Source organism: Sphingoaurantiacus capsulatus (assembly GCF_042648405.1).
GTDB lineage: Bacteria > Pseudomonadota > Alphaproteobacteria > Sphingomonadales > Sphingomonadaceae > Sphingoaurantiacus > Sphingoaurantiacus capsulatus.
On sequence record NZ_JBHRXV010000007.1, the window covers coordinates 43,606 to 64,802 of the forward strand.

Consider the following 21,197-nt stretch of genomic DNA (forward strand, 5'->3'; position numbering starts at 1 on the left):
GATCAGCGGACGGGGCGCAGGGTGGCGCGGTGGATGTGCCAGCGCAACTGCGCGGGCGTGGCGCCGGGCAGGCCATTGACACGGCGCAGCGTGTAGCTGCCAGCGAAGCGCTGTTCGGCGCCGCTGCGCAAGGTCGCGGCGACCTGCACCGGCACCTCGACATACAGCGATCCCGCCGCGCCCTGGGGCGCCGACGGGAGCCCGGCCGTGACGCGGCTCTTTTCCGTCTCGGCGAAGCCGCGGGCGAAGTCGGCGGCGGACTTGCCGCTGGCGCGGCCGCCGTCGCCCCACAGCGCGTAGGCGCTGCCATAGTCGCGCCGGTCGATCGCCGCATAGTAGCGCAGCACCACTTCGCGCGCGGCGGTCGGCGAGGTCTCGCCGTCGCTCACGACCGCCGCTTCGTCGCCGGTCGCGCAGCGGATGCGCCGCAGCGGCGCGACGCCCTTGCCGCTGATCGTCAGGACGTCGCCGCTGCGGCGCAAGGTGCGGATCGCCTGCCAGGTCTCGCCTTCGCCCTCGAAGGCGAGGTCGAGTTCGACGCTGTCGGCGTTGCTGGCGCGCACGCCGCGCAAGGTGCCGAGGCTTTCGTGGAAGCGCAGCGCCTGCGAGGTCACGCGAACCCATTCGATTGAGGAGGCCGGCACGCGGCATCCCTCCTCATCCTTCGCCCAGAGGCCGATGAACACGGCGGGGATCGCGGTCGGCTCGGGCGGCATCGGCGCGTCGGCGGGCGCGGCGCAGCCCTTGAACGGGCCGGTGCCGTCGATGCCGATGCTGCCCGAATAGGGGAAGGGCGCGCCCGACATGTCGTTGATGCATTCGCGGCCATAGACTTCGACGGTCACCGTGCCTTTCGCGTCGCTGGCGGTGACGCGGCGACCATCGGGGATCACCGCGTCGGCGATGATCGACAGACGGCGGGGCTGGCTGTCGACGCCGGTCAGGCTGACCACCTCGCCGTCGATGACCGCCTGCCAGAAGGGCTCGTTGGTCGACACGCGGATGCGCGCGGGAAGGCCCGGCTCCTGCGAGGCGATGACAGCAGCGGACGGCGGTCCCGGCTTGGTCGCGACCTTGGGCTCGGCCTTCGGTTCGGACGGCGCGGGATCGCCGTTGCAGGCGGCGAGGAGCGCGGCGGTGGCGAGGAGGGCAATGCGGGTCATGCAGACCTAACGGACAGAGGGGACAAAACTCTCCGCTAGAAAACGCCGAGGGCGAGTCCGGTAGCGAGCGCCGCGCCCAGGTCGCGGCAGCGGTCGAGGTCGGCAGGGGCGATGGTCTTGGGGGCGAGGATGGCCTCGGGCGTCTGCGCATGGGTGCAGACGATCAGCGGGTCGGCGACCGCCTTCAGCCGCCAGCCGGTGGCGATGCGCGCGATCTGGCGGACGGCATTTTCGCCGTCGCTGCCGGCGCAAACCATCGTCGCATAGGGGCGGCCCTCGATCTGGCCGAGCACCGGGTAATAGCTGCGGTCGAAGAAGTCCTTCATCACGCCCGCCATCGCCGCGAGGTTCTCGGGGCAGGCGAAAACATAGCCGTCGGCGGCGAGCAGGTCGTCGGGACCGGCATCGGCCGCCGCGATCGACACGACCTCGGCACCTTCCTCGCCCGACGCGCCATCGGCGGCGGCCGCCGCCATCTGGCGGGTGCCGCCGGTCATCGAGTGCCAGACGATCAGCAGACGCTTCATGCCGACCGGTTTAGCTCACCTCAGGCGATAGCGCACCGGCAGCGTCTTCAGCCCGCTAACGAAATTGGCGCGGCTGTTCTTCGGCTCGCCCGCCAGCTCGATCGATTCGAGGCGCGGCAGCAGCTCGGCGAACAGCGCCTTGATCTCCAGCCGGGCGAGATGGAGGCCGAGGCAGAGGTGGACGCCGTGGCCGAAGGCGATATGCGGGTTGGGCTTGCGGTCGACCTTGAACTTGTCCGGCTCGTCGAACACCGCCTCGTCGCGGTTGCCCGACCAGTAGAAGAGGGCAAGGGCATCGCCCGCCTTGATCTGCTTGCCGCCCAGCTCGCAATCCTCGGTGGCGGTGCGCATGAAATGCTTCACCGGAGTCACCCAGCGGATCATCTCGTCGACCGCCAGCGGCAGCAGCGAGGGATCGGCCGTCAGCTTCGCCATCTGGTCGGGGTTGCGGATGAGCTGGAGCAGACCGCCGCTCGCGGTCGAGCTGGTGGTGTCATGCCCCGCGGTGGCGATGATGACGTAATAGCTCATCGCCTGCAGGTCGTTGATCGGCTCGCCGTCGATCATCCCGTTGGCGATGACGGTCGCGACATCGTCCTTGGGATTGGCGCGGCGGTCGGCGGTGATCGCGCCGAAATAGGCGAAGAATTCCTGCGCCAGCGCCATCAGATCGACCTGCTGCTCGCTGCCGAGCGGCGTCTGGTTGAGATGCTGCGAGCGCGCGACGACGTCCGGGTCGCCGGCGCCGAAAATCTCCTGCGTCATCCGCAGCATCCGCGGCTCGTCCTCGCGCGGCACGCCGAGCAGATGCATGATGACGCGCAACGGGTACCAGAGCGCCACCTCGTTGACGAAGTCGCACTCGCCGCCCATCGCCGCCATCCGGTCGACATGGTCCTTGGCGATCTCGGCGATCTTCGCCTCCATCTTGCGCAAGTTGGGCGGCAGGAACCACTCGTGGGTGAGCTTCCGCAGCTTCATATGCTCGGGGTCGTCGAGGTCGACGAGGGTGCGGAACAGGTGGGTGTCGCCGGTGGTCGACTTGATCCAGTCCTCGGCCTCGATCGGGCTCAGATAGGTGCGGAAGCGATTGACGAAGCGGCTGTTCGCCTTCGACACCGTCGAGATGTCGGCATGACTCGTCACCGACCAGAAGGGCCGGAAGCCCGTCGGCTGCGTCCAGTGCACCGGATCCTCGGCGCGCAGCTTCGCATAGAGCGCATGAATCTCGGCCTCGTTCGCGACGACCTCCGGATTGACGATCGCATCGTCGATCGTGTCGCGCGAGAAACCCGGAAACTTCGGATCGGCATCGGCCATGGCATTTCTCCCCAGCGGCCGAGCCTATCCTGCTTTACCGCACCCGAAAGCTGTGCTTTGCGATTGGGTCTGGCAGTTCCCATAATGTTCGCATGACCCCGCCCCTCACCCGTGTTCGCGTACTCGTGCTCCAGCACGGACTCGGCGCGCTCGACTATCGCGTGCCGCCGGGGCTCGCCCTCCAACCCGGCGATATCGTGCGCGTGCCGCTGGGGCCGCGCGAGATCTTGGGCGTGGTGTGGGAAGCCGATCGGCTGCCGGCGAAGGAAGTGCCGGTCGAGAAGCTCCGCCCGGTGCATGGCCGCTATGACGCGGCGCGCATCGAAGCGCCGCTGCGCCGGCTCATCGAATGGGTGGCCGACTATTATCTGGCGCCGCCCTCCGCCGTGCTGCGCATGGCCATCTCGTCGCCGAGTGCGCTCGATGGCGCACGCGAAATCACCGAATATCGCCCGACCGGCACATTGCCGGCGAAGCTGACGCCGCAGCGACTGCAGGCGATCGAGAAGCTGGAAAGGCGACAGGGGCTGGTCATCGAGCTGGCGCGCCATGCCGAGGTGTCCGACGCGGTGATCCGTGGGCTGGTGAAGGCGGGCGCGATCGAGGCGATCCGCGTGCCCGCCGACCGGCCAATCCCGGCGCCCGACCCCGATTTCATCGTGCCGGTGCTTGAGGAAGGCCAGCAGGCCGCCGCCAATGCGCTGATCGAGGCGGTGAAGGTGGGTGCTTTCGCGCCTTACCTGCTCGACGGCGTCACCGGATCGGGCAAGACCGAGGTGTATTTTGAAGCGGTGGCCGAGGCCCTACGGCGCGGCGGGCAGGTTTTGGTGCTGGTGCCCGAGATCGCGCTGACCGAGCCGTGGCTGCGCCGGTTCGAAGCGCGCTTCGGCTGCGCGCCGGTTGCTTGGCATTCCGACCTGCGCTCGACCGAGCGGCGGCAGGCGTGGCGCGCGACGGCGAATGGCGAAGCGCGGGTGGTGGTCGGCGCGCGCTCGGCGCTGTTCCTGCCCTATCGCGACCTGCGGCTGGTCGTCGTCGACGAGGCGCATGAGCCGAGCTTCAAGCAGGAGGAAGGCGTCTCCTACCACGCTCGCGACGTGGCGGTGGTGCGGGCGCAGTTCGAGGCGTGCCCGGTGGTGTTGGCGACCGCGACTCCCGCCATCGAGACGCGCGTGCAGGCGGAGCGCGGGCGCTACGTCCGCCTGACCCTGCCGCAGCGTTATGGCGGCGCGCAGATGCCGGCGATCGAGACCATCGACCTGCGCAAGGCGCCGCCGCCGCGCGGTCGGTGGATCAGCCCGCCCTTGCTCGCCGAGCTGGAAGCGACGCTCAATCGCGGCGATCAGGCGCTGCTGTTCCTCAACCGTCGCGGCTATGCGCCGCTCACCCTTTGCCGGGCGTGCGGCGAGCGGGTCGACTGCCCCAATTGCACCGCCTGGCTGGTCGAACACCGGCTGACGCGGCGGCTGCAATGCCATCACTGCGGGTTCGTGACGCCGCCGCCCAAGGCCTGCCCGAGCTGCGGCGAGGAGGACAAGCTCGTCCCTTGCGGCCCCGGCGTGGAGCGAGTGGCCGAAGAGGTCGCGCAGGTGCTGCCGCAGGCGCGCGTCGCCATCGTCACTTCGGATACCATCTGGTCGCCGGCACGCGCCGCGGCGCTGATCCGGGGCGTCGAATCGGGCGAAATCAACCTGCTCATCGGCACGCAGCTCGTCACCAAGGGCTATCATTTCCCCAATCTGACGCTCGTCGGGGTGATCGACGCCGATCTCGGCCTGTCGGGCGGCGATCTGCGCGCCGCGGAACGCACCTATCAGCAGATCGCACAGGTGGCGGGCCGCGCCGGGCGCGGCGCCAAGCCGGGCTGGGTGTATCTGCAGACTCACCAGCCCGAGGCCGCGGTGATCCGCGCGCTGGTCGAGGGCGACACAGAAGGCTTCTACACGGCGGAGACGGCGGCGCGGCGCGAGCATGCGATGCCGCCGTTCGGCCGGCTGGCGGGGATCGTGGTGTCGGGGCCGCATGAAGGCGAGGTGATCGAGACGGCACGGGCACTCGGCCGCGTGGCGCCCGATCTGGACGGCATCGGCGTGCTCGGGCCGGCGCCCGCGCCGCTCGCCATGCTGCGCGGGCGGCATCGCCACCGGCTGCTGGTGCATGCGCGGCGCTCGGCGGACATTCAAGGGATGCTGCGCGACTGGCTGGCGACCGTGCCGGTCCCATCAAGCGTTCGCGTTACCGTGGACGTCGACCCCTATAGCTTCCTCTAGCGCTGACCTGTCCCTCTCCCGCTTGCGGGAGAGGCTAGGTGAGGGTGTGCGAGCGTCAGCGAGCCTATCGTCGCGGGTGCGAAGGGGACAGGGCGGTACACCCTCACCCTCCCACCGCTTCGCGGCGGGCCCCTCCCTCTCCCGCAAGCGGGCGGGGACCTAAGAGAGCCTCGGTGCCTTGGGCTGCTCGCTGAGCTGGCTCAGCAGCGCCTTCATTTCCGGATTGGGCGGCGGGCCGTCGATGGCGGCGTCGAGCATGGTGCCGACCGCGCGAAGCGGCGCCGGGAAGCCGGCGTCATATTCGGCGTTGGTATACACGCGCTCGAGCAAGAATCGGCGGGGCATGAATGCAGCCTATCAAAGTCTCGCTAAATCCAATGCATGCTATTCGCAGTGGTTCCGACAAATATCTCAGTCCGGACATGAAAAGGGCCGCGGCGTTTCACACGCCGCGGCCCTGATTTCTTAAGCTCGAGCCCGGATTTACCGGCCCATTGCCTGCACCTTCACGCCGGCCGGCTTCTTGCGGCCGAAGCGACGGCGGCGCGCCTGCTGATCGCCGCCCGGCAACTGGCGGTGGCCATCGCGCGCGCTCTGGCCGTGGCGCTGGCCATGGCCGTGGCCGCGCTCGTCGCGCTCCTGGCGAACCGGCACCGGCGGTGCCGACTTCTTCAGCTTGGCCGCTTCGGCGAGGAAATTCTCGGGCAGCGGCGCGACCGGCACCTTCTGGCGCGTCAGCTTCTCGATATCGCGCAGATAGGGGCGCTCGTCCTCGGCGCAGAAGCTGATGGCGAGGCCCGCCGCGCCCGCCCGCGCGGTGCGGCCGATGCGGTGGACATATTGCTCCGGCACGTTCGGCAGCTCGAAGTTGACGACATGGGTCACGCCGTCGACGTCGATGCCACGCGCCGCGATGTCGGTCGCCACGAGCACCCGGCTCTGGCCGCCGCGGAAGCGGGCGAGTGCGCGCTCGCGCTGCGGCTGGCTCTTGTTGCCGTGGATCGCATCCGATTCGATGCCGGCGCCCGCCAGATGACGCACGACGCGGTCGGCGCCATGCTTGGTGCGGGTGAACACCAGCGTCCGCTCGAAGGCCGGATCGCGCAGCGACAGGGTCAGCAGCGCCTGCTTTTCGGTCTGGTTGCAGAAGGTGACGCGCTGCTCGACCCGCTCAGCGGTGGTCGCCACCGGCGCGACGGCGACCTTGACCGGATCGGTCAGGAACTTGTCGGCGAGGTCGGCGATGGTCTTCGGCATGGTGGCCGAGAAGAACAGGCTCTGGCGCTTCCTCGGCAGCAGCGGCACGATCCGCTTCAGCGAGTGGATGAAGCCGAGGTCGAGCATCTGGTCGGCCTCGTCGAGCACGAAAATCTCGACGTCGCGCAGCTGCAGCGCGCGCTGGTCGATCAGGTCGATCAGGCGGCCGGGCGTCGCGACGAGCACGTCGACGCCGCGCTCCATCTGACGGATCTGCCGGTTGATCGGCACGCCGCCGAACACCGTCGCCACGGTCAGCTTCATGAACTTGCCATAGGCGCGGAAAGACTCCGCGATCTGGCTGGCCAGCTCGCGCGTCGGCGACAGCACCAGCATGCGGCAGCCCTTGTGGGGCGGCGCGATCGGGCGCTGGGACAGGTTATGCAGCGACGGCAGCGCGAACGCCGCGGTCTTGCCGGTGCCGGTCTGCGCAATGCCGCAGATGTCGCGGCCCGCCAGCAGATGCGGGATGGCCTGCGCCTGAATCGGCGTCGGCGTCTCATAGCCTTCGGCGGCGAGCGCCTTCTGCAGGAAGTCGGCGAGGCCGAAGTCGGAAAATTTGGTCAAGAGATAGTCTTTCAAAACAGCATGCACGCCTGGCGCCTGACCGGTGGATACACCGGTGACGCAGTACGGGCTCGAATGACGACCCGCGTGAAGAGGCAGCCTGGAATGAAGCGCTCTGAAGGTGGGGCCCGGCCCGCGCTAATCCGCGGAAAAGTTCACGCCGCCCCGATCACGCGCCATGCGGCGCGGAACGCTTGCGGAACGGCATGTGGGGGAAAGGCGGTGAAAAGTCAATGTTGGGGGGTATCAGGCCGCCGCCCCTTCTGCGATCAATCGCGTGACGGCATCGCCGATCAGCGGTGGCGACGCCAAAACGACCGAGGCCGCGACCTGCGCCTCGGGGATGTTCCAATAGGCGCGCAGCAGTCGTGCGACATCACCATCGGCGACACGGGAGAAACCATGCCGCTCGTAGAAGCGAACGGCCCAATCCGCCGCCCGCCAGGTGCCGAGGAGGATCGGCCGCTCGCTCGAGGCAGCAAGATGGCGGAGCAGCGCCGCGCCGATGCCATGCCCCTGCCAGGCCGGCAGGACATAGGCGTGCCGGATCAGGTCGACGCTGCGCCGGCGCTGCACGCCCATCACGCCGACGAGCCCACCCTCCCGCACATAGCCGCTGAAGATCACCCCGTCGGCGATCTCCGACGCAAGCTCGGCCGCCGGCATGTAGGGCTCGTGCCAGCGGTCGGCGGGAATCACACCGCGATAGGCCTCCGCCGCCGCATTGATGATGGGGAGGATCGCGGGCAGATCGCCCGGATCGCACGGGCGGATGGTGCCGGCAGCCGTGTCACGCGCGTTCATTCGCATCCTCCCGTCGCCTGGAGGAAAAAGCGGTAGTGGGCGATGGGAGGCGGCGATTGGACGAAATTGCGCGTCAGCGACGAAAGGCCGCCGCGTAGACTCCGGGGGTGAAGCCGTGCCGCGCGGTGAAGATGCGGTGCATGTGGCTCTGGTCGGTAAACCCCGCGTCCAGTGCCGCCTGCACCAGCGTCGCGCCGCTGCGGATCAGCCGGCGGGCGCTGTCGAGCCGGCGCTGCATGACATAGGCGTGCGGGGTCAGTCCGGTGAGCTTCGAAAAGCCGCGGATCGTCTGAAAGCGGCTCAGGCCCGCCTGCGCTGCCAGCTCGGTCAGTGTATGGGCGCTCGCGGGGTCGTCGTCGATCCGCGCGCGAAGCTGGACCAGTCGATCATGCGGCACGCGGGCCGACCGCGGCGCGCCGAACAGCCGCGCCAGCAGCAGGGTCAGTCGCTCCTCGAATCGCTCGCCGCTTCCATCGTCGAGCGCCGCCGACCGGGCGACGGCGAACAGGCGCGCGGCTTCCGCGTCGCACACCACCGGCGCCTGCAGCTCGCGGGAGGTAAGCCGGCCCTCGCTCAGGTCGGCGACGATGCCGTCGACGAGCGCGGGGGAGAGGTACAGCATCGACCAGACGCGCCGACCGCCGATGGGCGCGCCGTCATGCAATTCGCCGGGGTTGACGGTGATGATGTCGCCGCGCCCCGCCTCGACCAGACCGCGTCCGCTCCACGACCGCTGCGCGCCGTTGGTCACCAACCCGACGCCGAACTCGTCATGGGCATGCCGGGCAAAGGATCGCCGTGACCGGGCATCGACCGCGGTGACCGACCCGCTGCGAAGCGACCGCACCCGGTAATCGTCGCCCGTCACGTCGCGCCGGCCCACGCGCCTAGTCCAGCAATCGCTCGAGAACGACGTGGGTGGAGACCTCGGCGACGCCCGACAGCCCGGCCACCTCCGCCCGCGCCCTCTCCAGCCCATCCACATGCTCCGCCGCCACCCGGACGATCATGTCGATGGCGCCGGTGACCGAATGGATCGCCTCGACGTTGGGGAGCGTCCGTACCCTTGGCGCGATCTGGACGCAGCGGGTGCCGCGGTCGAGCTTGACCATCAGATAGGCGGTCTCGCGGGCGCGGCTGTCGCCTTCGACGATGGTGAAACGGGCGATGGCGCCCGAGGCCTGCAGCTTGGCCAGCCGGTCCTGCGTTGCGGTGCGTGACAGGCCGAGGTCGCGGGCGAGCGCCACGACCGGCCGGCGCGCGTCGCGCCGGAGCAGGCTCAGCAGCAGCTTGTCCTTGTCGTCCATCGCTGCTCCCACCGGCAAAATGCCGCCCGCGCCGTCGCAATGATCAATGAAACCGGCGCGGCGCGAAGGCAAGCAGGCAGGCGACGCCCCCGATGAAGGCAGAAGCATGCGCGCCGCCCTGTCCACCCCACGCCCAGACCCGACTGCGGCCGGCCTCTGGTCCAGCTTCTGGAAGGATGTCGGCACCGACAACGCGCCGCACGAGCGCTGCTACGTCCCCGGCGACGGGCGGCCGGTCGTCGATCGCCACTGGGCGGCGTTCGCCGATGGCCTGCCGCACGCCGCAGAAGTGATCGATCTGGCCTGCGGGGCGGGGATCGTCGGGTCGACGCTGCTCCGTCGCCGGGGCGATCTGCGGGTCACGGGAATCGACTGGGCCGACGTGCCGACGCCGCCGGTGGCGAATCTCACAATCCATCCGTGGGTGAGCATGGAGGCGCTGCCGTTCGAGGACGACAGCTTCGACGCGGCGGTGAGCCTGTTCGGCATCGAATATGGCGATATCGAACGCATCGCGCGCGAGCTGGAGCGCGTGCTGAAGGCCGGCGCCCGCTTCAGTTTCCTCGTCCACCACGACCAGAGCGAAATCCTGCGCGAGGGCGGGACGCGGCGGCGCGCGATCCGCGAAGTGCTGTCGGGAAAGATGCGCGCCGCCTTCCTGGGCGGGAATGCCGCAGGCGTCGATTTCCAGCGGCAGCGACTCAAGGCGCAATTCCCCGGCGAGCCGTCGATGGCGCTGCTCCTCGACCACCTCGGCCGCCATGTCTTGCGCACGCGCGCCGAGCGGCAGGCGGTGTGGGACAGACTGATCGCCGACTTCGGCCCCGAGATATCGTTGCTGGCGCACCTCGAACGCAGCGCCAAATCCGCCCCCGGCATGGGCGCCTGGCTCGCCGCGCTGCTGTCGGGCATGCGCGAGGTGAATATTTCGGTGCTGCGGCGGGGGTCTGGCGAGCCGATCGCCTGGGGTGTCGGCGGTATCCGCTAGCTGGCGCCGGGCTGCGGCCAAATTGCAGGGCGACCGGGCGTCCTCGCTGCCTTGCAACATACAGGACCCCATGCTAGTGCCCCCCTCGCTCGTGGCGCGGGCCTTCTCAGCGCCTGCCGGCGAGCGCTTCCGATACCGATTTCGATTGGGTTGTCCGTGGACATTTCAGGCGGCATCGTCACCGGGCTTGCAGGGCGCTACGCCACTGCATTGTTCGAGTTGGCGCGTGACCAGAAGCAGATCGACAGCGTTTCGCAGAGCCTTGGCAAGCTGCGGGCCGCGCTCAGCGATTCGGGCGATTTCGCCACCCTCACCACCAGTCCGCTCGTCGGGCGCGAGGCAGCGTTGCGCGCCACGCTCGCCGCCGCCGATGCGATGAAGCTGGACCCGCTGACGCGCAACTTCCTCGGCGTTCTCGCCAAGGCGCGCCGTCTGTCGGTGCTGGGCGCGATCATTCGCGATTTCAACAAGCTCGCCGCCCATGCGCGCGGCGAAACAACCGCCGAGGTCACCTCGGCGCATCCGCTCGACGACACGCAGGTCGACGCATTGAAGGCGAAGCTCAAGACGAGCCTCGGCCGTGACGTGAACGTCGATCTCCGGGTCGATCCCGCGATTCTCGGCGGTCTGGTCGTGCGCGTCGGTTCGCGCATGGTCGACAGCTCGATCAAAACCAAACTCGACAATCTCGCGCTCGCGATGAAAGGCTAACCATGGACATCCGCGCCGCAGAAATCTCGCAGGTCATCAAGGAACAGATCGCCAACTTCGGCACCGAGGCGCAGGTCTCGGAAGTCGGTCAGGTCCTGTCGGTCGGTGACGGCATCGCCCGCGTCTACGGGCTCGACAACGTCCAGGCGGGCGAGATGGTCGAGTTCAACGGCGGCATCAAGGGCATGGCGCTGAACCTCGAGGTCGACAACGTCGGCATCGTGGTCTTCGGCTCGGACAGCGCGATCAAGGAAGGCGACACCGTCCGCCGCACCGGCACCATCGTCGACGTTCCCGTCGGCCGTGGCCTGCTCGGCCGCGTCGTCGACGCGCTCGGCAACCCGATCGACGGCAAGGGCCCGATCGATTCGTCGGAGCGTCGCCGCGTCGAGGTGAAGGCCCCGGGCATCATCCCGCGAAAGTCGGTCCACGAGCCGATGCAGACCGGCCTCAAGGCGCTCGACGCGCTGGTGCCCGTCGGCCGCGGCCAGCGCGAGCTGATCATCGGCGATCGCCAGACCGGCAAGACCGCCGTCGCGCTCGACACCTTCATCAACCAGAAGGGCGTCAACCAGGGCGACGACGAGTCGAAGAAGCTCTACTGCATCTACGTCGCCGTGGGTCAGAAGCGCTCGACCGTCGCGCAGATCGTGCGCGCGCTCGAAGAGAATGGCGCGATGGAATATTCCATCGTCGTCGCCGCGACGGCCTCAGAGCCGGCGCCGCTGCAGTATCTCGCGCCTTACGCCGGCGTGACGATGGGCGAGTTCTTCCGCGACAACGGCATGCACGCCGTCATCGTCTATGACGATCTGTCGAAGCAGGCCGTCGCTTACCGCCAGATGTCGCTGCTGCTCCGCCGCCCGCCGGGCCGCGAGGCCTATCCGGGCGACGTGTTCTATCTCCACTCGCGCCTGCTGGAGCGTGCGGCGAAGCTGAACGACGCCAACGGCTCGGGCTCGCTGACCGCGCTGCCGATCATCGAGACGCAGGCCGGCGACGTGTCGGCCTACATTCCGACCAACGTGATCTCGATCACCGATGGCCAGATCTTCCTCGAGACCGAGCTGTTCTACCAGGGCATCCGCCCGGCGATTAACGTCGGTCTCTCGGTCAGCCGCGTCGGCTCGGCCGCGCAGACCAAGGCGATGAAGAAGGTCGCCGGCTCGATCAAGCTCGAGCTCGCGCAGTATCGCGAGATGGCGGCGTTCGCGCAGTTCGGCTCGGACCTCGACGCCTCGACGCAGAAGCTGCTCAACCGCGGTCAGCGCCTCACCGAGCTGCTGAAGCAGAAGCAGTTCGCGCCGATGCCGTTCGAAGAGCAGGTCGCCTCGATCTACGCCGGCGTGAACGGCTATCTCGACGGCATTCCGGCGAAGGACGTCACCCGCTTCGAGGAGTCGCTGCTGGCGCATCTGCGGGCGAACCATGCGGCGGTGCTGACGGCGATCCGCGACAGCAAGGATTTGTCGGACGACACCCGCGCCAAGCTTAACGACCTGCTCAAGGAGTTCGCGCGCACCTTCGCCTAATCGACAGCTCGTGCTCGTCATCCCCGCGAAGGCGGGGACCCAGCACGAAAAATAAGCGCCGGCGGAAGCGGGCAGTTTGTAAGTAGGACTGGGTCCCCGCCTTCGCGGGGATGACGACAAAGAGAAGGTGGGCATGCCCAGCCTCAAGAGCCTCAAGGTCCGCATCACCTCGGTGAAGTCGACCCAGAAGATCACCAAGGCGATGAAGATGGTCGCCGCCGCCAAGCTGCGCCGTGCGCAGGAAGCGGCGGAAGCCGCGCGTCCCTACGCCGAGCGCATGAACGCGGTGCTGGCCTCGCTGGGCAGCCGCGTCGTCGTCGGCCCGCAGTCGCCGAAGCTCCTCGCCGGCACCGGCGCGGACCAGGTGCATCTGCTGGTGGTCGCGACCTCGGAGCGTGGCCTCGCGGGCGCGTTCAACACCAACATCGTCCGTGCCGCGCGCCGCAAGGCGGAGCAGCTCCTTGCCCAGGGCAAGACGGTGAAATTCTACCTCGTCGGCAAGAAGGGCCGCGCCCCGCTGGCGCGCACCTATCGCGACAGCTTCGTCCATCAGGTCGATCTGTCGGCCGTGAAGAAGCTCGGCTTCGCCGACGCGTCGGGCGTCGCCGAGGATCTGATCGCTCGCTATGAAGCGGGCGAGTTCGACGTCGCGCACCTGTTCTACGCCCGCTTCCAGTCGGCGCTGGTGCAGGAGCCGACCGAAAAGCAGATCATCCCGGTGGCGCTGCCGACCGCAACCGAGGCCGCGGCGAACACCGCTGCTGCCGGCGCGGTGCCTGCCGCCGTCGAATATGAGCCCGACGAGGAGTCGATCCTCGCCGAGCTGCTGCCGCGCAACGTCGCCATCCAGGTGTTCCGCGCGCTGCTGGAAAACGCCGCGTCGGAGCAGGGTTCGCGCATGACCGCGATGGACAATGCGACCCGCAACGCCGGCGACATGATCAACCGCCTGACCATCACCTACAACCGGACGCGTCAGGCCGCGATCACCAAGGAACTCATCGAGATCATCTCGGGCGCCGAAGCGCTCTGACGGATTAGAGGCGAAGGAAACAGACCATGGCTCGTAAGCCCGCCACCGCGCAGCAGACCCCCAATAACGCCGGCCGCATCGCGCAGGTCATCGGCGCCGTCGTCGACGTGTCGTTCGAAGGCGCGCTGCCGGAGATCCTCAGCGCGCTGGAGACGACCGTCGACGGCCGCCGCCTCGTGCTCGAGGTTGCGCAGCACCTCGGTGAATCGACCGTCCGCACCATCGCGATGGACTCGACCGACGGCGTCGTCCGCGGCCAGCCGGTGACCAACACCGGCGCGCAGATCACCGTGCCGGTCGGCCCGAAGACGCTCGGCCGCATCATGAACGTCATCGGCGAGCCGATCGACGAGCGTGGCCCGATCGGTGAATCGCAGCGCGCCCCGATCCACGCCGAGGCCCCGCTCTTCGTCGACCAGTCGACCGAGACCGCCATCCTCGTCACCGGCATCAAGGTCATCGACCTGCTCGCCCCGTACGCGAAGGGCGGCAAGATCGGCCTGTTCGGCGGCGCCGGCGTCGGCAAGACCGTGCTGATCCAAGAGCTGATCAACAACATCGCCAAGGGCCACGGCGGCACCTCGGTGTTCGCCGGCGTCGGCGAGCGCACCCGCGAGGGTAACGATCTCTATCACGAGTTCCTCGAAGCCGGCGTCATCGCGTCGGACGCCGATGGCAACGCCATCTCGGAGGGCTCGAAAGTCGCGCTGGTGTTCGGCCAGATGAACGAGCCGCCGGGCGCCCGCGCCCGCGTCGCGCTGTCGGGCCTGACCATCGCGGAATATTTCCGCGACCAGGAAGGCCAGGACGTGCTGTTCTTCGTCGACAACATCTTCCGCTTCACCCAGGCGGGTTCGGAAGTGTCGGCGCTGCTCGGCCGCATTCCGTCGGCGGTGGGCTATCAGCCGACCCTGTCGACCGACATGGGCCAGCTGCAGGAGCGCATCACTTCGACGAACAAGGGCTCGATCACCTCGGTGCAGGCGATCTACGTGCCCGCCGACGATCTTACCGATCCGGCGCCGGCCACCTCGTTCGCCCACCTTGACGCCACGACCGTGCTGTCGCGCCAGATCGCCGAGCTCGGCATCTACCCGGCGGTCGATCCGCTCGACTCGACCTCGCGCGTGCTCGAGCCGCGCACCGTCGGCGTCGAGCATTACGAGGTCGCCCGTTCGGTCCAGGAAGTGCTGCAGCGCTACAAGTCGCTGCAGGACATCATCGCCATTCTCGGCATGGACGAGCTGTCGGAAGAGGATAAGCTCACCGTCAGCCGCGCCCGCAAAATCCAGCGCTTCCTGTCGCAGCCGTTCCACGTCGCCGAAATCTTCACGGGTTCGCCGGGCGTGTTCGTGTCGGTGGAAGACACGATCAAGGGCTTCAAGGGCCTCGTCGCCGGCGAGTATGACCATCTGCCCGAGGCCGCCTTCTACATGGTCGGCACCATCGAGCAGGTCATCGAGAAGGCGCAGCGCCTGGCGGCCGAGGCGGCCTGATGGCCGACAAGCTCCAGTTCGACCTCGTGTCGCCCGAGCGCGCGCTGCGCTCGGAGGCGGTGCATATGGTCGTGGTGCCGGGCACCGAGGGTGACTTCGGCGTCCTCGCCGGCCACGCGCCCTTCATGTCGACGATCCGCCCCGGCGCCATCCAGGTGTTCGCCGAGGCCGGTTCGGCGCCGGCGCGCATCTTCATCGACGGTGGCTTCGCCGAGGTGAACGAGCGCGGCCTGACCATCCTCGCCGAAGCGGCGGTGCCGGTGGAAGAGCTTCAGCCGGAAGCGATCGCCCGCGATCTTGCCAATGCGCGTGAGGATCTGCGCGACGCGAAGACCGATGCCGAGCGCATCGTCGCCGAGCGTCGCATCGCCCGCTTCGAGGCGATGCAGGCCACGATCACCAACTAAGACTTGGGGCTCCGCCTTAAGCGGAGCGATCAGTTCTTCGAACGCCGGCCGGGGCTCACCGCTTCGTGCCGGCGTTCGTATGTCCAGCTCTTGGCGGATTCGTCGCCGCCGCTCACCGTCGCGGTCAGCCGGTCGCCCTCGCGCTTGTAGGCAATGCGCTTAGGGAAGCCGTGCTGCGGGTTCTCGAAGGCGACTTCGGTCCCGTTTTGCGAAACCAGCTTGAACGGTACCGGCCGCCGACCGCCGGGCGCGCCCCAGAAGATAATGCTGCCGTCGGTCTCGGTGGTGATGCGCATCAGCTCGAAGCCGAGCATGCGCGCTTCCTTGCCCGATCGGCCGAGGCCGAGCATGGCGCCGCCGCGCGGGTGCGTCCAATGCTCTTCGGTCCAGCGTGCGTCGCGCTCGCTGACCCAGTCGCCCGACAGCCAGTCGAGCGCGTCGATGGTCGGCGAATCGGCAGCGACCGCGGCGCCGGCAACCAGCAGCCACCCCAACCCGGCGGCGGCGGCGATGCGACTCACTCTCATGAAGCCTCCCGGCCGGGAAGCTACCTCAGCCGCGGTAGGCGCGCCACCCGCCCTCGGGCAGCGCCAGCCGGTCGAGCACCAGCCGGATGACATCGGGGTTCCACGGCAGGCCGATATGGCTGCCATCGACGGCGATATTCTCGCGCTGCCCGCCCTCGGGGATCATCGCGGCGCCGGGCGGCACGATGCCCTCGTCGGGGCTGTAGATCGAAGTGATCGGCACCGGCGGGCATTCGTGGAGCGCGCTGTCGATCGGTACGGCATCGACCTTGTGGTCGTTGAGCGCCTCATAGAGCCGCCAGGCATTGTTGGCGCGCAGATCGCCGACGCTCGGCGTGCCGAGCGTGATCACCTGCCGCACGCGCTCGGGCTCCATCTTCGCAAGCTCGCGCGCATAGAGGCCGCCGAGGCTCCAGCCGATCAGCGACACCTTGCGGCCATGCTGGTCGTGCCAGCCGCGCAAGCGCGCCAGCATCGCATCGAGCACACCCCTGCGGAGGCCAAGGTTGCGGCCAAGCTCCCAGCCGGTCACCGGATAGCCGAGCGCGGCGATGCTGCGGCGCAGGGGGGCGGTCAGCCGGTCGTTGGCGGCGAGGCCGGGGAACACCATCACCGGATGGCCGTCACCTGCCGGAAGCTGGCGCAGCGACCGCTTCTCGGCACCGTAGCGGATATATTCGGGAAAGGCGCGAAGCTCGGCGAACAGCCGGGGTTTCGAGGGCGGTTCGAGGGTCGTCGCCATGCCCGTCTCCTTATTTCAGCGTCGCGATGAAGGCGCGGACCTCGTCGCCGATGTCGGCGCGCTCCAGCGCCAGCGCGATATTGGCGTTGATGTGCCCCGCCTTGTCGCCACAGTCGAAGCGGCGGCCGGCATAGGTGTAGCCGTGGAACGGCTGCTTGCCGATCAGCTCGGCCATCGCATCGGTCAGCTGCACCTCGCCGCCGGCGCCGCGCTTGTGCGCCGACAGCACGTCCATCACCTCCGGCTGCAGGATATAGCGGCCGACGGCGGCGAGCCGCGACGGTGCGTCGGCGGGCTTCGGTTTCTCGACCATGCCGGTCATCTCGGTCAGCGGCCCATCGGTACGGCCCGGCGTGATGATGCCGTAGCGGTTGGTGTGCTCGCGCGGCACTTCCATCACCGCGAGGATGTTGCCGCCGACCTTGCCATACGCCTCAACCATCTGCTTCAGGCAGGGCGATTCGGGCGACCACAGCAGCTCGTCGGGCAATAGCACCGCGAAGGGCTCGTCGCCGACGATGTGGCGCGCACACCAGACCGCGTGGCCGAGGCCGAGCGGCTCCTGCTGGCGGACGTAGGCGATGTTGCCGGGGGTGAGCTGCGTGCCTTCGAGGTCGGCGAGCGCCTGCGCCTTGCCGCGCGCGCCCAGCGTCGCGACCAACTCGCCGGCGACGTCGAAATAATCCTCGAGCGGATTCTTGCCGCGCGCGGTGACGAAGATCAGCTGCTCGATGCCGGCGGCCAGCGCTTCATCGACTGCATATTGGATCAGCGGCCGGTCGACGACGGGCAGCATCTCCTTCGGGATGGCCTTGGTGGCGGGCAGGAAGCGCGTCCCCATGCCGCCCACCGGGAAAACCGCCTTGCGCACCGGCTTTGAAGCCATCGATCAGAATCCCCTGTCCGTCATGACGCCACGCTAGGTCAGAAACGCTTTAGCAAACGTAAGTAATAGGCGCGCTCTTCCTCCGACCGCTGCGGATCGGCGGCGCGCTCCTCCAGCAATTTGCGGATCGCCTGAACGCGGCGCAAGCGGTCCTCGTCGGGCAACTTGACCAGCCCCTGGCCGAAACCACTGCCCGGTCGGCCGAGCGGATCGACGCCAGAGCCCGGCGTGCCCGGCTGCGCCGCCATCGCGCCGCCCGCCGCGCGCTGCATCGCCTGCGCCTGCCGGTCGAGCACCTGCGCCGCCTCGCCGAGCGCGGACAGCGCCTGCTCCTGCGCCAGCATTGCGTCACCCTGATTACCCTGCGTCAGCGCACGCTGGGCGGCCTGCATCGCCTGCCCGGCGCGGGCGAGCGCGGGGGGTGGTTGTAACCCGGATGTGCGGACCTCTGCTTGCAGGGCACGCGTCGCCGCCTCCAGATCGCCCTGCGTCTCGGCGAGGCCCGCCATCGCACCTTGTCGGCCGGTGACGGCACGGCGGACGCTCTCGGCAATGGTGTCGGCCTGCAAGTCGCGCTGCTGCGCCCCGAGGTCGCGCGCCGTCTCGGCGGCCTGTGCCGCTGCCTGCGCCCGCTTCGCCATTGCCGGATCACCGCCGCCGCTACCGAACTGCAGGCTCTCCATCAATCGGCGCAGATTGGCGAGCGCTTGTTGCGCGCCCTCTTTGTCGCCGGCCGCCAGCCGGTCGCGCAGATCCTGCATCATCGCGTCGAGGAAGGAGAGGTCGAGCGACATGCCTGCCCCCGCAGTGCCCGGCGATCCGGGCTGCGCCTGCATCGCCTCGACCTGGCGGCGCAGATAGTCGCCCATGCCGGCGGTCAGCCGGTCGAGCATCGCGGCGGTATCGGTATCGTTCGCCGATCCCATGCGCTGCGCCAGCTCGTCCATCGCCTGCCGCATGTCGTCCATCGCCCGGCTCGCGCCGCGATCCTCCAGATCGACCGCGATGTCCCACAGCAGACGGATCGCCGACAGCGCGCGCACATCCTCGCTGTCATAGGCGAGGCGCATCGCCGCCGCACGCAGCCCGATGAACACCGCGAGGTCGCCGCCATAGTCGGCTGGCTGCGACGCGAGGTCGGTCAGCTTGTCGCCCGCCGGAACGCGGTTCGCGGGATCGCGGATCAGGCCCTTGCGGATCGCGATGATCTCCTTTGCCACCGGATGCAGGAAGCGCCGTTCAGGCAGGCGCAGCATCATCACCGCCGAATGGCCGGTCTGGCCGCCGCCGTCGCGCGCGGTCAGCCGCAGCGCCACCACCTCGCCGGCAAAGGCATCGGCGGTGAGGTCGGCGAAGCTGGCGCCGCGGCCGTTGCGCACCGCCCCGTCGAGCGGCACGCGGCGGAGGGCGCCGCCGCGCCGCATCTCCAGCGCCACCGCCATCGCGCCATGATCGTCCTGCGCCTGCCAGGCAACGCGCAGCGCGCCGGTAGGGGCGGTCTGTGGCACCCCGTCGAAGCGGATCGTCGGCACCAGATCGGCAGCAAAGCGAACGTCGAGACGCGCCGCCACCCGCTTGCCGAAACGAAGGTCGTAGCGGCCCTCCTCGCCGATCTTCACTGCGACACGCCCGTCATGCACCGGCACGATGCCGTCGGCGCTGGACAGTCGCCAATCGCCCGCCGGCCCCTCGATGCGCAAGGTCATCCGGCTGCCCGCCAGCGCCTCGACCTCGCGGCTGCCGGCGCCGTAGGTGAAGGTGCGCGGCGGCCGGCCGGCATAGGGCGGCGGCTCGACGGTGACGGTCACGCGAAGGTCGGCGAGGCTGACGGCGTAAGGCGAGAAGCCCTCGCTGATGCGGTCGGCCCATGCATCCTTGGCTAGCAGTGCGCCGATCAGCAGCGCGGTGGCGAGCAGCGGTAGCAGGCCATAGCGCTCCGCATCGTCGAGCTTGAGGTGCGGCCAGCCCAGGCGCAGATGCTTCGGCGTCGCCTGCGCTCGCGCCCGCGCCCACAGCCGCACCGCAACCGGGTCGGACAGGTCGACCGCCCGTTCGTCGAGAAGCGACAGGCTGCCGCGCTTCGTCCCGCTCGCCGCCTCCAGCCGCCGTAAAGCCTCGGCGCGGGTCGACAGCGGCACGTCGCGGACAGCGAGGAACAGCGCGGCGGCGGTGCCGAGCGCGAGCCCGTAAAGCAGGGTGACGCGCAACTCGCCGGGCAGGCTGGTCGCCGGGCCCATCAGCGAAAGCGCCAGCCAGATCGTCCAGCCGACCGCGATCCATTTTAGATGTCGCGTCCACGCCCGTTCCAGCCACAGCAGCGTGGCAGCGGGCAGCAACAGGCGTTCGGCAGTCGCGGGCAGGCGGCTGATCGGCAGGCCCGCGTCCATCGCTTAGTCGCCGTTCAGCCAGGGGGCGGGGTGGTCAAGCGCCAGCAGCGCCTCGATCGACTGACGCGGGCGGATCACCGCCCAGCGCTCGGCGCTCACCATCACCTCGGGGGTCAGCGCGCGCGAATTATAGGTCGACGCCATCGTCGCGCCGTAAGCGCCGGCGGTCATGAAGGTGAGCAGATCGCCTTCCTCGACGCTGTCGAGCTCGCGGCCCTCGGCGAAGGTATCGCCGGTCTCGCACACCGGGCCGACCACGGTCGCGGTGATGCGGTCGTTCCTCGGCCGCACCGCCTGGATCGAGTGGTAGGCGTCGTAGAGACTCGGGCGCAGCAGGTCGTTCATCGCGGCATCGACGATGACGAAGCAGGTGGTGCCGCCGGTCTTCAGCCGCACGACGCGCGTGACGAGGATGCCGGCATTGCCGACGATCAGCCGGCCGGGCTCGAAGATCAGCCGCACGTCCCAGCCCTGCGTCAGCCGGGCGACCATCGCGCCATATTCGGCCGGCGTCGGCGGCTCAGGCAGGCTCGGGTCGTAGGGCACGCCGAGACCGCCGCCGAGGTCGGCGCGCTCGATGCGGTGGCCGGCGGCGCGCAGCTCGGTGATGAAGGTACCGACGCGGGTGAAAGCGCGCTCAAGTGGCGCGAGCGAGGTGAGCTGGCTGCCGATGTGGACGGCAACGCCGATCGCCTCGACGCCGGGCAGGCGGGCGGCGAGCGCATAGGCGGCGCCGGCGCGCTCCATCGGGATGCCGAACTTGTTCTCCGCCTTGCCGGTCGAGATCTTGGCGTGCGTGCCGGCGTCGACGTCGGGGTTGAGGCGGAAGGCGACGGCGGCGGTGCGGCCGAGGCGGGTCGCAACGGCGGACAGCGTCTCGACCTCGGTCTCCGATTCGACGTTGAACTGATAGATGCCGTCATCGAGCCCAGCGGCCATCTCGTCGGCGGTCTTGCCGACGCCCGAGAAGACAATGCGCTCGGGCGGCACGCCGCCGGCGAGCGCGCGCTTCACCTCGCCGATCGACACCACGTCGGCGCCGGCGCCGAGCTTCGCCAACGTGGCGATCACGCTCTGGTTCGGATTGGCCTTCACCGCATAGGCAACCAGCGGATCGTCGAGCGCCGACAGCGCCTCGCGGAACACCCGGTAGTGGCGCTCGATCGTCGCCGCCGAATAGCAGTAGAAGGGTGTGCCCACCTCGGCGGCCAAGGCCTCGAGGTTGACGTCCTCGGCGTGGAGGACGCCGCCGCGATAGTCGAAATGGTCCACG

General features: G+C 69.0%; 20 protein-coding genes. 7 read left to right on the forward strand and 13 right to left on the reverse strand.

What is annotated here, in order from left to right; all coding sequences use genetic code 11:
* Positions 1 to 2 precede the first annotated feature (2 nt).
* Genes ACFOMD_RS09235 through ACFOMD_RS09245 form a run of 3 tightly spaced genes read right to left on the reverse strand, consistent with a single transcriptional unit; the run spans position 3 to position 3,010 of the window.
* Positions 3 to 1,163: a hypothetical protein gene (locus tag ACFOMD_RS09235; protein ID WP_380860250.1), complete on the reverse strand. Its 1,161-nt coding sequence runs from the start codon at positions 1,161 to 1,163 to the stop codon at positions 3 to 5.
* Between the two features lie 35 nt (positions 1,164 to 1,198).
* Positions 1,199 to 1,690, reverse strand: coding sequence for a flavodoxin family protein (locus tag ACFOMD_RS09240; protein WP_380860253.1), 492 nt, complete (start codon positions 1,688 to 1,690; stop codon positions 1,199 to 1,201).
* Positions 1,691 to 1,705: 15 nt separating this feature from the next.
* Positions 1,706 to 3,010 (reverse strand): cytochrome P450, encoded by a 1,305-nt coding sequence (locus ACFOMD_RS09245; RefSeq protein ID WP_380860256.1) that lies wholly within the window; start codon positions 3,008 to 3,010, stop codon positions 1,706 to 1,708.
* Between the two features lie 92 nt (positions 3,011 to 3,102).
* Here ACFOMD_RS09245 and ACFOMD_RS09250 point away from each other — a divergent pair, with 92 nt between their 5' ends.
* Positions 3,103 to 5,280, forward strand: a complete 2,178-nt coding sequence (locus ACFOMD_RS09250) for a primosomal protein N' (RefSeq protein WP_380860259.1) — start codon at positions 3,103 to 3,105, stop codon at positions 5,278 to 5,280.
* A gap of 159 nt (positions 5,281 to 5,439) precedes the next feature.
* Here ACFOMD_RS09250 and ACFOMD_RS09255 read toward each other — a convergent pair whose 3' ends face one another.
* The 5 genes from ACFOMD_RS09255 to ACFOMD_RS09275 all read right to left on the reverse strand — a co-directional run bounded on the left by ACFOMD_RS09255 (position 5,440) and on the right by ACFOMD_RS09275 (position 9,215).
* On the reverse strand, positions 5,440 to 5,625 hold the full coding sequence (locus ACFOMD_RS09255) for a hypothetical protein (RefSeq protein WP_380860262.1): 186 nt from the start codon (positions 5,623 to 5,625) through the stop codon (positions 5,440 to 5,442).
* Between the two features lie 138 nt (positions 5,626 to 5,763).
* Entirely contained in the window at positions 5,764 to 7,104 is a 1,341-nt protein-coding gene (locus ACFOMD_RS09260) for a DEAD/DEAH box helicase (protein ID WP_380860265.1), read from the reverse strand.
* Between the two features lie 246 nt (positions 7,105 to 7,350).
* Positions 7,351 to 7,908 (reverse strand): GNAT family N-acetyltransferase, encoded by a 558-nt coding sequence (locus ACFOMD_RS09265; RefSeq protein ID WP_380860268.1) that lies wholly within the window; start codon positions 7,906 to 7,908, stop codon positions 7,351 to 7,353.
* 73 nt (positions 7,909 to 7,981) lie between these two features.
* On the reverse strand, positions 7,982 to 8,791 hold the full coding sequence (locus ACFOMD_RS09270) for a helix-turn-helix transcriptional regulator (RefSeq protein ID WP_380860271.1): 810 nt from the start codon (positions 8,789 to 8,791) through the stop codon (positions 7,982 to 7,984).
* 4 nt (positions 8,792 to 8,795) lie between these two features.
* The gene (locus tag ACFOMD_RS09275; RefSeq protein ID WP_380860274.1) at positions 8,796 to 9,215 is read right to left on the reverse strand and encodes an Lrp/AsnC family transcriptional regulator; all 420 of its coding nucleotides are present in this window, start codon (positions 9,213 to 9,215) and stop codon (positions 8,796 to 8,798) included.
* 106 nt (positions 9,216 to 9,321) lie between these two features.
* On the opposite strand from ACFOMD_RS09275, the gene ACFOMD_RS09280 reads away from it, so the two are divergent.
* The 6 genes from ACFOMD_RS09280 (at position 9,322) to ACFOMD_RS09305 (ending at position 15,382) form a co-directional block, all read left to right on the forward strand.
* Positions 9,322 to 10,203 (forward strand): class I SAM-dependent methyltransferase, encoded by an 882-nt coding sequence (locus ACFOMD_RS09280; RefSeq protein WP_380860277.1) that lies wholly within the window; start codon positions 9,322 to 9,324, stop codon positions 10,201 to 10,203.
* Between the two features lie 156 nt (positions 10,204 to 10,359).
* Positions 10,360 to 10,914: a F0F1 ATP synthase subunit delta gene (locus ACFOMD_RS09285; protein WP_380860279.1), complete on the forward strand. Its 555-nt coding sequence runs from the start codon at positions 10,360 to 10,362 to the stop codon at positions 10,912 to 10,914.
* A gap of 2 nt (positions 10,915 to 10,916) precedes the next feature.
* The gene (gene atpA / locus ACFOMD_RS09290; RefSeq protein ID WP_380860282.1) at positions 10,917 to 12,446 is read left to right on the forward strand and encodes a F0F1 ATP synthase subunit alpha; all 1,530 of its coding nucleotides are present in this window, start codon (positions 10,917 to 10,919) and stop codon (positions 12,444 to 12,446) included.
* Between the two features lie 133 nt (positions 12,447 to 12,579).
* Positions 12,580 to 13,479: a F0F1 ATP synthase subunit gamma gene (locus tag ACFOMD_RS09295; protein ID WP_380860285.1), complete on the forward strand. Its 900-nt coding sequence runs from the start codon at positions 12,580 to 12,582 to the stop codon at positions 13,477 to 13,479.
* A 26-nt stretch (positions 13,480 to 13,505) separates the two neighbouring features.
* A complete protein-coding gene (gene atpD / locus ACFOMD_RS09300) occupies positions 13,506 to 14,975 on the forward strand; it encodes a F0F1 ATP synthase subunit beta (RefSeq protein WP_380860288.1) in 1,470 nt (489 codons plus the stop codon).
* Positions 14,975 to 15,382, forward strand: coding sequence for a F0F1 ATP synthase subunit epsilon (locus tag ACFOMD_RS09305; RefSeq protein ID WP_380860291.1), 408 nt, complete (start codon positions 14,975 to 14,977; stop codon positions 15,380 to 15,382). The genes atpD and ACFOMD_RS09305 overlap by 1 nt, the downstream gene beginning before the upstream one ends.
* Before the next feature lie 29 nt (positions 15,383 to 15,411).
* On the opposite strand, the gene ACFOMD_RS09310 is transcribed toward ACFOMD_RS09305, so the two are convergent.
* The 5 genes from ACFOMD_RS09310 to lysA are packed head-to-tail and all read right to left on the reverse strand — an operon-like array spanning position 15,412 to position 21,196.
* On the reverse strand, positions 15,412 to 15,909 hold the full coding sequence (locus ACFOMD_RS09310) for a DUF6265 family protein (RefSeq protein WP_380860294.1): 498 nt from the start codon (positions 15,907 to 15,909) through the stop codon (positions 15,412 to 15,414).
* A gap of 25 nt (positions 15,910 to 15,934) precedes the next feature.
* Positions 15,935 to 16,651, reverse strand: coding sequence for an alpha/beta hydrolase (locus tag ACFOMD_RS09315; protein ID WP_380860297.1), 717 nt, complete (start codon positions 16,649 to 16,651; stop codon positions 15,935 to 15,937).
* 10 nt (positions 16,652 to 16,661) lie between these two features.
* Complete coding sequence (gene galU / locus ACFOMD_RS09320; protein ID WP_380860300.1) at positions 16,662 to 17,537, reverse strand: UTP--glucose-1-phosphate uridylyltransferase GalU; 876 nt, start codon at positions 17,535 to 17,537, stop codon at positions 16,662 to 16,664.
* Between the two features lie 38 nt (positions 17,538 to 17,575).
* Positions 17,576 to 19,924, reverse strand: a complete 2,349-nt coding sequence (locus ACFOMD_RS09325; protein ID WP_380860303.1) for a DUF4175 family protein — start codon at positions 19,922 to 19,924, stop codon at positions 17,576 to 17,578.
* 3 nt (positions 19,925 to 19,927) lie between these two features.
* Positions 19,928 to 21,196, reverse strand: a complete 1,269-nt coding sequence (gene lysA / locus ACFOMD_RS09330; protein WP_380860306.1) for a diaminopimelate decarboxylase — start codon at positions 21,194 to 21,196, stop codon at positions 19,928 to 19,930.
* Position 21,197: the final 1 nt, after the last annotated feature.

Coding starts and splice junctions, on each gene's coding strand:
- ACFOMD_RS09235 (WP_380860250.1), bottom strand. CDS start 1,163: ATGACCCGCATTGCCCTCCTCGCCACCGCCGCGCTCCTCGCCGCCTGC.
- ACFOMD_RS09240 (WP_380860253.1), bottom strand. CDS start 1,690: ATGAAGCGTCTGCTGATCGTCTGGCACTCGATGACCGGCGGCACCCGC.
- ACFOMD_RS09245 (WP_380860256.1), bottom strand. CDS start 3,010: ATGGCCGATGCCGATCCGAAGTTTCCGGGTTTCTCGCGCGACACGATC.
- ACFOMD_RS09250 (WP_380860259.1), top strand. CDS start 3,103: ATGACCCCGCCCCTCACCCGTGTTCGCGTACTCGTGCTCCAGCACGGA.
- ACFOMD_RS09255 (WP_380860262.1), bottom strand. CDS start 5,625: ATGCCCCGCCGATTCTTGCTCGAGCGCGTGTATACCAACGCCGAATAT.
- ACFOMD_RS09265 (WP_380860268.1), bottom strand. CDS start 7,908: ATGAACGCGCGTGACACGGCTGCCGGCACCATCCGCCCGTGCGATCCG.
- ACFOMD_RS09275 (WP_380860274.1), bottom strand. CDS start 9,215: ATGGACGACAAGGACAAGCTGCTGCTGAGCCTGCTCCGGCGCGACGCG.
- ACFOMD_RS09280 (WP_380860277.1), top strand. CDS start 9,322: ATGCGCGCCGCCCTGTCCACCCCACGCCCAGACCCGACTGCGGCCGGC.
- atpA (WP_380860282.1), top strand. CDS start 10,917: ATGGACATCCGCGCCGCAGAAATCTCGCAGGTCATCAAGGAACAGATC.
- ACFOMD_RS09295 (WP_380860285.1), top strand. CDS start 12,580: ATGCCCAGCCTCAAGAGCCTCAAGGTCCGCATCACCTCGGTGAAGTCG.
- atpD (WP_380860288.1), top strand. CDS start 13,506: ATGGCTCGTAAGCCCGCCACCGCGCAGCAGACCCCCAATAACGCCGGC.
- ACFOMD_RS09305 (WP_380860291.1), top strand. CDS start 14,975: ATGGCCGACAAGCTCCAGTTCGACCTCGTGTCGCCCGAGCGCGCGCTG.
- ACFOMD_RS09310 (WP_380860294.1), bottom strand. CDS start 15,909: ATGAGAGTGAGTCGCATCGCCGCCGCCGCCGGGTTGGGGTGGCTGCTG.
- ACFOMD_RS09315 (WP_380860297.1), bottom strand. CDS start 16,651: ATGGCGACGACCCTCGAACCGCCCTCGAAACCCCGGCTGTTCGCCGAG.
- galU (WP_380860300.1), bottom strand. CDS start 17,537: ATGGCTTCAAAGCCGGTGCGCAAGGCGGTTTTCCCGGTGGGCGGCATG.
- ACFOMD_RS09325 (WP_380860303.1), bottom strand. CDS start 19,924: ATGGACGCGGGCCTGCCGATCAGCCGCCTGCCCGCGACTGCCGAACGC.